This is a genomic window from Labrys sp. (in: a-proteobacteria) (genome assembly GCF_047605565.1).
Taxonomy (GTDB): Bacteria; Pseudomonadota; Alphaproteobacteria; order Rhizobiales; family Labraceae; genus Labrys; species Labrys neptuniae.
On the sequence record NZ_JASGFM010000049.1, the window covers coordinates 40,371 to 47,250 of the forward strand.

Consider the following 6,880-nt stretch of genomic DNA (forward strand, 5'->3'; position numbering starts at 1 on the left):
ATGGAACCGCCGTCACGCCGCGAAATTGGCGGTGCGGTTTTCGTTGAACAGGGCGCGGAAACGGCTCGGCGACATGCCCTTCTGCAGGGCGAAATGCCGGTTGAAATTCGACAGGTTGTTGAAGCCGATCCGGAAGCAGATGTCGGTCACAGGGCTCTTCTCGCTCATCAGCAGCTGGCAGGCCAGGTTGATGCGCATGCGGTTGACATAGTGCACGAAGGTCATGCCGGTGTGGCGCTTGAAGGCGCGCGAGAAGCCGCCCGGCGTCATCCCGGCAATGGCGGCGATCGCGCCTTCGCTCATATTACCCTCGAGATGTTCCCCGACATAGGCGAGCGCCCGGTTCATGCCGCCGGACATATAGGCCGAGGGGTCGGGGAGATAGCCTGCGCTGGTGAGGTTCTTGCGGCCCCTGTCGGCGGTGAGCAGGCCGAGCAGCTGCACGAACAGGGCGATGCGCTCCGCCCCATGGGCATTGAGAAGCGCCGTCAGGACCTTGCGGGCAGTTTCGCCGGCCTCGGGCCGGAACAGGAGGCCGCGCCGGCTCTCGTCCAGCAGGGTGGCGACCGGCTCGAGTTCAGGGAACACGCCGATGCAGGATTCGATGAAGGTCTGGGTGAATTGCAGCACGATGCAGCGGCGCGGGATGGTGGTGCCCTCGGGAACGTCGCTGATCCAGTTGTGCGGCAGGTTGGGGCCGGTCATCACCAGATTGCCGGGCACGAAGTCGCCGATGAAATCGCCGACGAAGTAGTGCCCGTTGGTATCGGTGATCAGGTGAATCTCGTATTCGGGATGAAAATGCCAGCGAACCGTACGGAAGGGGTAGCCATGCGCCCAGACGATGAAGGATTCGCCGCTATGGATCTGCACCAGTTCGAGCTGTGGCTCCATCGCCTTCGCCTCCCCTATCCCGGAGCTTGGCATCTTTCTTGTCGAGGCTTGCCCGGTATGAGGAAGCCTACTGCATGGCGGTGGCGCCAGCTACCAGCCATCGATGTGAAGACCGATACTTTTTTGATCGACGATGCCGGCCAGCGGCCGAACGCATGCCGGTCCGGCCCCGGCGATCAGGCGTGACGCGACCATGACATCCGCAAAGGTCAAGCGCAAAATCTGCCGTATGATTTGAAATAATTCAAAGCTACCCACTTGCGATTGAAACAAAAAAAAGGTGCTATTCGCCACCGCGTCGTTTTGCCCATGTGAGGGAGAACTGTATGAAACGTTTCGTTATTGCCGCCGCTCTGGTTGCTGTCGGCGCCGCCTCGGCTTTCGCCGGCCCGATCGAGGATCGTCAGGCCTTGATGAAGACCATGGCCAAGAACACCAAGGAACTGGCGGCGGTCGCCAAGGGCGAGACGCCGTTCGACGCGGCCAAGGTCAAGGCGTTGCTGCAGGTTTATATCGACGACTCGGCCAAGCTGCCCACGCTCTTCCCCGATGACAGCAAGACCGGCGGCACCGATCCGACCACCGCCGCGCCGAAGATCTGGGAGGACCAGGCTGGCTTCAAGACTGCAGCCGCCAAGCTCGGCACCGATGCAACCGCTGCTCTTGCCGCCGCCGATCAGGCCAGCTTCGCCAAGGCTTTCGGCACGGTTGCCTCCAATTGCAATGCCTGCCACGGCACCTACCGCATCAAGAAGAACTGAGGTTGGAGCAGACCTGCCGGGATGCTTCACCGAAAATTGATCTCAAGCTGACATTGCCGGGCTCGTCCCGGTAATGTCGTTTTGAGGCGTCTTCGCGGTGGCTGGCGGCTCCGCCACATCACACGACGCCTCGATGACCCGGGGACATGCCGCAACGGGACGGCCGGGTCAAAAGACGATAAGGGCCGGGAATCCTGCGGGCGGGTGCGGACCGGGAATAAAACCGGGGCGGCGGCTGTCGGGCGAGACAGGCCTGGACAATGGCGTTCAAGCCGGAAAAGGGGGCTTTCCCGGATGTCACTCAAGCGAATACTCGGTGGGTTGGTGGTGCTCGGCCTGATCGGGCTGGGCGTATTCTGGTTCGTCACGCAACCCTCGCCCTTGCCGGCCTCCGTTCTCACGGCCGACTACAAGCCGAACCTTGCCAATGGCGAGACCATTTTCAACGTCGGTGGCTGCGTCTCCTGCCACAAGTCGCCCGGCCAGGAAGAGCGGCTCAAGCTCGGCGGTGGCCTGGCTCTGGGCTCACCCTTCGGCACCTTCTACGCCCCCAATATTTCCCCCGATGCCAAGCAGGGTATCGGCGCCTGGAGCGAATTGGAGTTCGTCAACGCCCTGCAGCGCGGCGTCGGGCGCGAGGGCGAGCATCTTTATCCGGCTCTTCCCTTCACCTCCTACGCCAAGCTGAAGCTGGAGGATGTGCGCGATCTCTATGCCTATATGAAGACGCTGCCGGCGGTCGATACCGTCGACAAGCCGCATGCGATCGGCTTTCCCTTCAACATCCGCCGGCTGCTCGGCGGCTGGAAGTTCCTGTTCTTCGACGACAAGCCCTTCAAGCCCGATCCGTCCAAAAGCGTCGAGTGGAATCGCGGCGCCTATCTGGTGCTCGGTCCGGGGCACTGTTCCGAATGTCACAGCCCGCGCAACGCCTTTGGCGGTATTGAAGCGGATAAACGCTTCTCGGGCGGGCCCGATCCGGAAGGCAAGGGCTGGGTGCCCAACATCACCCCCCATGCCGACGGTATCGGCAGCTGGACCGAGGCACAGATCGCGAGTTTCCTGAAGGATGGCTTCACGCCTGACTACGATTCGGCCGGTGGCAGCATGGCTGAGGTGATCCAGAATACGGGCCATCTCAGCGACGACGACCGCAAGGCGATGGCGGCCTTCCTTGTGACGCTGCCGGCGATCCCGGGCAAGGCGCCGAAGAAGCCCTAGAACATAGTCCCAAGAAGCTGCACTGCTTTTTGGATAGGATTATGCGTTGAAACAAAGGCCCGGGGGGCGGTCCGATCAATTGACAGGACCGCGCTCCGGGCAGGTTTTCCGGGGCGGGGCGCTCCTGTCCCGGAGGAATCACGCAGAGCGCGTCAAAACAAAGAGTAAGAGCCAGGCGGCGTTTTTCATAAGCGCGCTTTGCTTCAGGCAGGGACGACACGTGGTGCGAGCGCCGAGAATACTGACGTCGATCAGGGCGGTTCTGACCGGGGCGGGGCTGGTTCTCGCTTCACCGGTGCTGGCTGCCGATTCCTATGCGCTGGTGGTGGGTATCGACGCCTATGACGCGCCGATCAACTCCCTGCACGGCGCCGTCAACGATGCCAAGGATATCGCCCAGGCGCTGACCAAGGCCGGCGTCAAGAAGCTGACCCTGATCACGGACAAGCAGGCGACCAAGCCCAATATCCTGGCCGCCTGGAAGGAGCTGATGGATCAGGCCCAACCCGGCGACACCTTCTACTTCACCTATGCCGGCCATGGCTCGCGCGAGCCAGGCAAGCCGAACGATCCCGATTCACCGGACGGCTTGAACAACATCCTGGTGATGACGGATTTCGCCCCCAAGCTGCCAGGCGCTCTCAACCGCATCGTCGACAAGGAAATGGCCGTACTGCTCAAGCAGGCTGCGGCCAGGCAGGTCTATCCCATCGTCGTCATCGATGCCTGCAACTCCGGCACGATGTATCGTTCGGTCACCTTGGGCCTGACCTACAGAGCGACGCCCCAGGCCAAGATCTCGCGCGAGGAATTGCTGGAATTCGCCCCGCCCGTGCCCGACGTCTCCACCAAGATCGCCGCCAATGATCCGTTCACCTTCCTGGCGGGCGTTGCCGACGACAAGCTGGTGCCGGAGGTGGCGATCGACGGCCAGCCGCGCGGCGCCCTGTCCTATGCCTTTTCGCGTGCGCTGGAGGGCAAGGCGGACGCCAATCATGACGGCGTGACCACCGAGAAGGAACTCGTCGCCTTCGTGCGCGCTTTCGTGCTGCAGGCGACGCAGAGCCAGCAGGTCTCGCAGTCCTTCCCCGATATCAGCCGCGACATTCCCGTCTTCCGCTCCGTCGCGGCCGGCCCGGCGGGGAGCCAGGACGATATCGTGAAGGCGATCGCCGTTGCCGAACAGGTCGCGGCCAATACCCAGCTCAAGCTCGCCGTGCGCAATGGCAACCTCGCCGAAGCGCCCCCTGGCGCGACGCTGGTGAGCGACGAGGCCGGGGCCGATCTCGTCTATGATGCGGCGGCCGGCACGGTGGAAAAGCGCGTGGCCGGCGTGGTGGCAGAGGGCGTGCAGCCTTCCGGTCTCGGCGGCATCGTCGCCAAATGGCGTGCGATCTCTTTCCTGCAGGCCATGGCGGGGGGCTCGATCCAGCCTTTCGAAGTGGCGGGCGGCTCGCGTACCTTCAACCGCGGCGAAAAGCTGACGGTGGGCCTCGCCGCCTCCAACCACCGTTTCATGACGCTGTTCAACCTGCCGCCCAACGGCAAGGTCGAATTCCTCTATCCGACCTCCCAGGCCGAACGCGACGAGGATTGGAGCGACAAGCCGTTCACCCTGCCGCTGCAGGTGCGTGATCCTCCTTTCGGTGCCGAGCATCTGGTCGCCATCCTGTCCGACCAGCCACTGGACCAGCTGCATACCGCCCTGCAGAAATTGTCGAGCCCGCAGGCTGCCCAGGACCTGCCCGACACGCTGAAGAACGCCCTTAGCGGCCAGTCGGTCACGGTCGGCATCGCCAATGTCTTCACCAGCGCGGGGACGCCATGATGCGCTTCATGCGGCACCTCCAGATCGCTACGGGCCTGATCGGTACGGGCTTGGCGGCCCTGGTGACCGCCGGCCCGGCCTTGGCCGACAAGGCCCTGATCGTCGGCATCGACACCTATCGGGAAAGCAAGCTTTCGGCCGAGCTCGGGGGCGGCGCCCGTGCCGATGCCCTGCGCATGCAGGCCCTGCTGACGGGTACGCTCGGCTACGGCCAGGACGACATCCGGCTCCTCGTCGACGATCGGGCCACCACGGCGGCCATTCGCACCGGCCTGCAGGACTGGCTTGGCCGCAGCAAGCCGGGCGAGCGGGTGTTCTTCTATTTCGCCGGCCAGGGCCAGTCCGCCAAGACGGGCGGCGGGCGCGAGGACATTCTTCTGCCGTTCGACGCCACCACGAAGCCGGGCGGTTTCGGCAATGCGCTGAGTCGCAACGAGATCGACCGGCAGCTCGGCAGGCTTGCCGGCCGCCGGATCACGGAAGTGATCGATTCCAGCCATGCCGGCACCGTGACGCGGGCGATCAGCGTGGAAGCCAGCGTCGGGGGGAACCCGGCGGCCCGCTCGCCGCAGCTCGATGGCTCCACCCGTTCGATCGTGGTCGAGCCCGCGCTCGGTGAGGAGCCGGTGGCCGCCCCCGAGCCGGCAGGAGCGGATTTCGTCAAGTGGCAGGCGGTCTCGCCCGCCCAGACCGCCCTGGTCGACGAGGAAGCCGCACCTGCCTATCGCGGCGTCTTCACCACGGCCTTTGCCGATGGCATCGAGAAGGGACTGGCCGACGCCAATGGCAACGGCACCGTCTCGAACCAGGAACTGCTCGACTATGTCAGGGCGCAATCCTCGGCCTATTGCGGGCGTCATCGCGACCGTTGCGAGATGGGCCTGACGCCGATGCTGTCGGGGGAGGGCGCTGCCCTCAAGGTCGCGGCCGACAAGACAGGCAGTGGCGAGGCGCTCAACCAGGGCAAGCCGACGGCAGACAAGATCCTCGACCTGCTGGGCGCCAAACTGTCGGACAGCGTCAGCGTCGAACAGATTCCACCTTCGCCCGTGCGTTTGGGTACCAAGGACATGCGCTTCAAGGTGACCTCGTCGCAGGACGGCTTCCTGATCCTGCTGTCGGTCTCCGACGAGGGTGAAGTGGTGCAGCTCTTCCCCAATGCCATCGCCGCCGCCCACGGCAAGGATGGCCGCATCCGTGCGGGCAGCCCGATCATGGTGCCGGATGCCAGCTACGGCATGCGCTTCGATGCGACCTCTGTGACAAAAGGTACAGTCCTGGCGCTGGTTGCGATCGATCCTCTGAAGCTGTCGAAAGGCTTCGTCACGCGCAAGATCGATGTGATCCCACAGGACGAAGTCAATGACCAGGTGCTGCCCGAACTTGCCGACAGCCTTGCCAGGCCTGCCAATGCGGACAGTGTCAAGGCCAATGCCAAGGCGGTTGGACGCTCCGTCGCGACCATGCGCTATGAAATCGTGCCGTGAGGAGTTCGCGATGACCTGCCGCCAGAACGACTTTACCGCCGGTCCGATGGTAGCGATCATGCGGCCGAAACCGTCGACCGGCAGGGCGCTGCCCGGTTCGGGCCGCTGGCTCGTCCTTGCCGGGCAGGCGGCAGACGCCCAGGCCAACAAGCAATTCGGAGGGCGCGGCTTCGCCGCTCCCTTCCGCCAAATCGTCCCGTGAGGAGACCGTCATGTTTTACCGCAATCCCTTGCGCATCGCCGGCCTGATGGTCGCGGGCGCCCTGCTGACGGTGGGGCTGGCGGCCTCGACCTCGCAGGTCTTTGCCCAGACCAGCACCCAGAACAGTGCCGCTCCTGCGGCCGCCGAGACGCCGGCAACCGCCAAGCCGGCCGCTCCGGCACAGGCCGAGGCTCCTGCCCCTGCGCCGGCCGCAGCCGCACCCGAGGCGCCCAAGCCCACGCCGGCACCTGCGGCGGCGCCTGCCGCACCGGTGGTGGAGCCCGAGCCCGAACCCGAACCGGCCGCTGCCCCTGCCGCGACCCCGGCTCCCGCTCCCGCTCCGGCAGCATCTCCCGCTCCTGCACCTGCCGCACCGGCTCCCGCGCCTGCTGCCGCACCGGCTCCAGAGCCGGCGCCTGCCCCGGCACCGACACCGGCGGCGGCTCCCGCCCCGGCGGCACCTGCGCCTGCACCCGCCCCGGCCGCA

Annotated in this window: 7 protein-coding genes; 6 read left to right on the plus strand and 1 reads right to left on the minus strand. The window is 65.1% G+C overall.

Going from position 1 to position 6,880, the window contains the following annotated elements; all coding sequences use genetic code 11:
- Positions 1-12 precede the first annotated feature (12 nt).
- Entirely contained in the window at positions 13-894 is an 882-nt protein-coding gene (locus tag QM672_RS28775) for an AraC family transcriptional regulator (protein WP_311944266.1), read from the minus strand.
- Between the two features lie 326 nt (positions 895-1,220).
- On the opposite strand from QM672_RS28775, the gene QM672_RS28780 reads away from it, so the two are divergent.
- The 6 genes from QM672_RS28780 to QM672_RS28805 all read left to right on the plus strand — a co-directional run.
- Entirely contained in the window at positions 1,221-1,655 is a 435-nt protein-coding gene (locus QM672_RS28780) for a c-type cytochrome (protein ID WP_311944265.1), read from the plus strand.
- A 294-nt stretch (positions 1,656-1,949) separates the two neighbouring features.
- Positions 1,950-2,876: a c-type cytochrome gene (locus QM672_RS28785; RefSeq protein WP_415086717.1), complete on the plus strand. Its 927-nt coding sequence runs from the start codon at positions 1,950-1,952 to the stop codon at positions 2,874-2,876.
- Positions 2,877-3,096: 220 nt separating this feature from the next.
- On the plus strand, positions 3,097-4,704 hold the full coding sequence (locus QM672_RS28790; protein ID WP_415086719.1) for a caspase family protein: 1,608 nt from the start codon (positions 3,097-3,099) through the stop codon (positions 4,702-4,704).
- 8 nt (positions 4,705-4,712) lie between these two features.
- The gene (locus QM672_RS28795) at positions 4,713-6,191 is read left to right on the plus strand and encodes a caspase family protein (protein WP_415086721.1); all 1,479 of its coding nucleotides are present in this window, start codon (positions 4,713-4,715) and stop codon (positions 6,189-6,191) included.
- A gap of 10 nt (positions 6,192-6,201) precedes the next feature.
- Positions 6,202-6,393 carry a hypothetical protein gene (locus QM672_RS28800; RefSeq protein WP_415086723.1) on the plus strand — a complete coding sequence of 64 codons (192 nt, stop codon included), beginning with the start codon at positions 6,202-6,204 and terminating at the stop codon, positions 6,391-6,393.
- A gap of 10 nt (positions 6,394-6,403) precedes the next feature.
- The coding region (locus tag QM672_RS28805) for a hypothetical protein (RefSeq protein WP_415086725.1) at positions 6,404-6,880 on the plus strand (477 nt) is incomplete at its 3' end.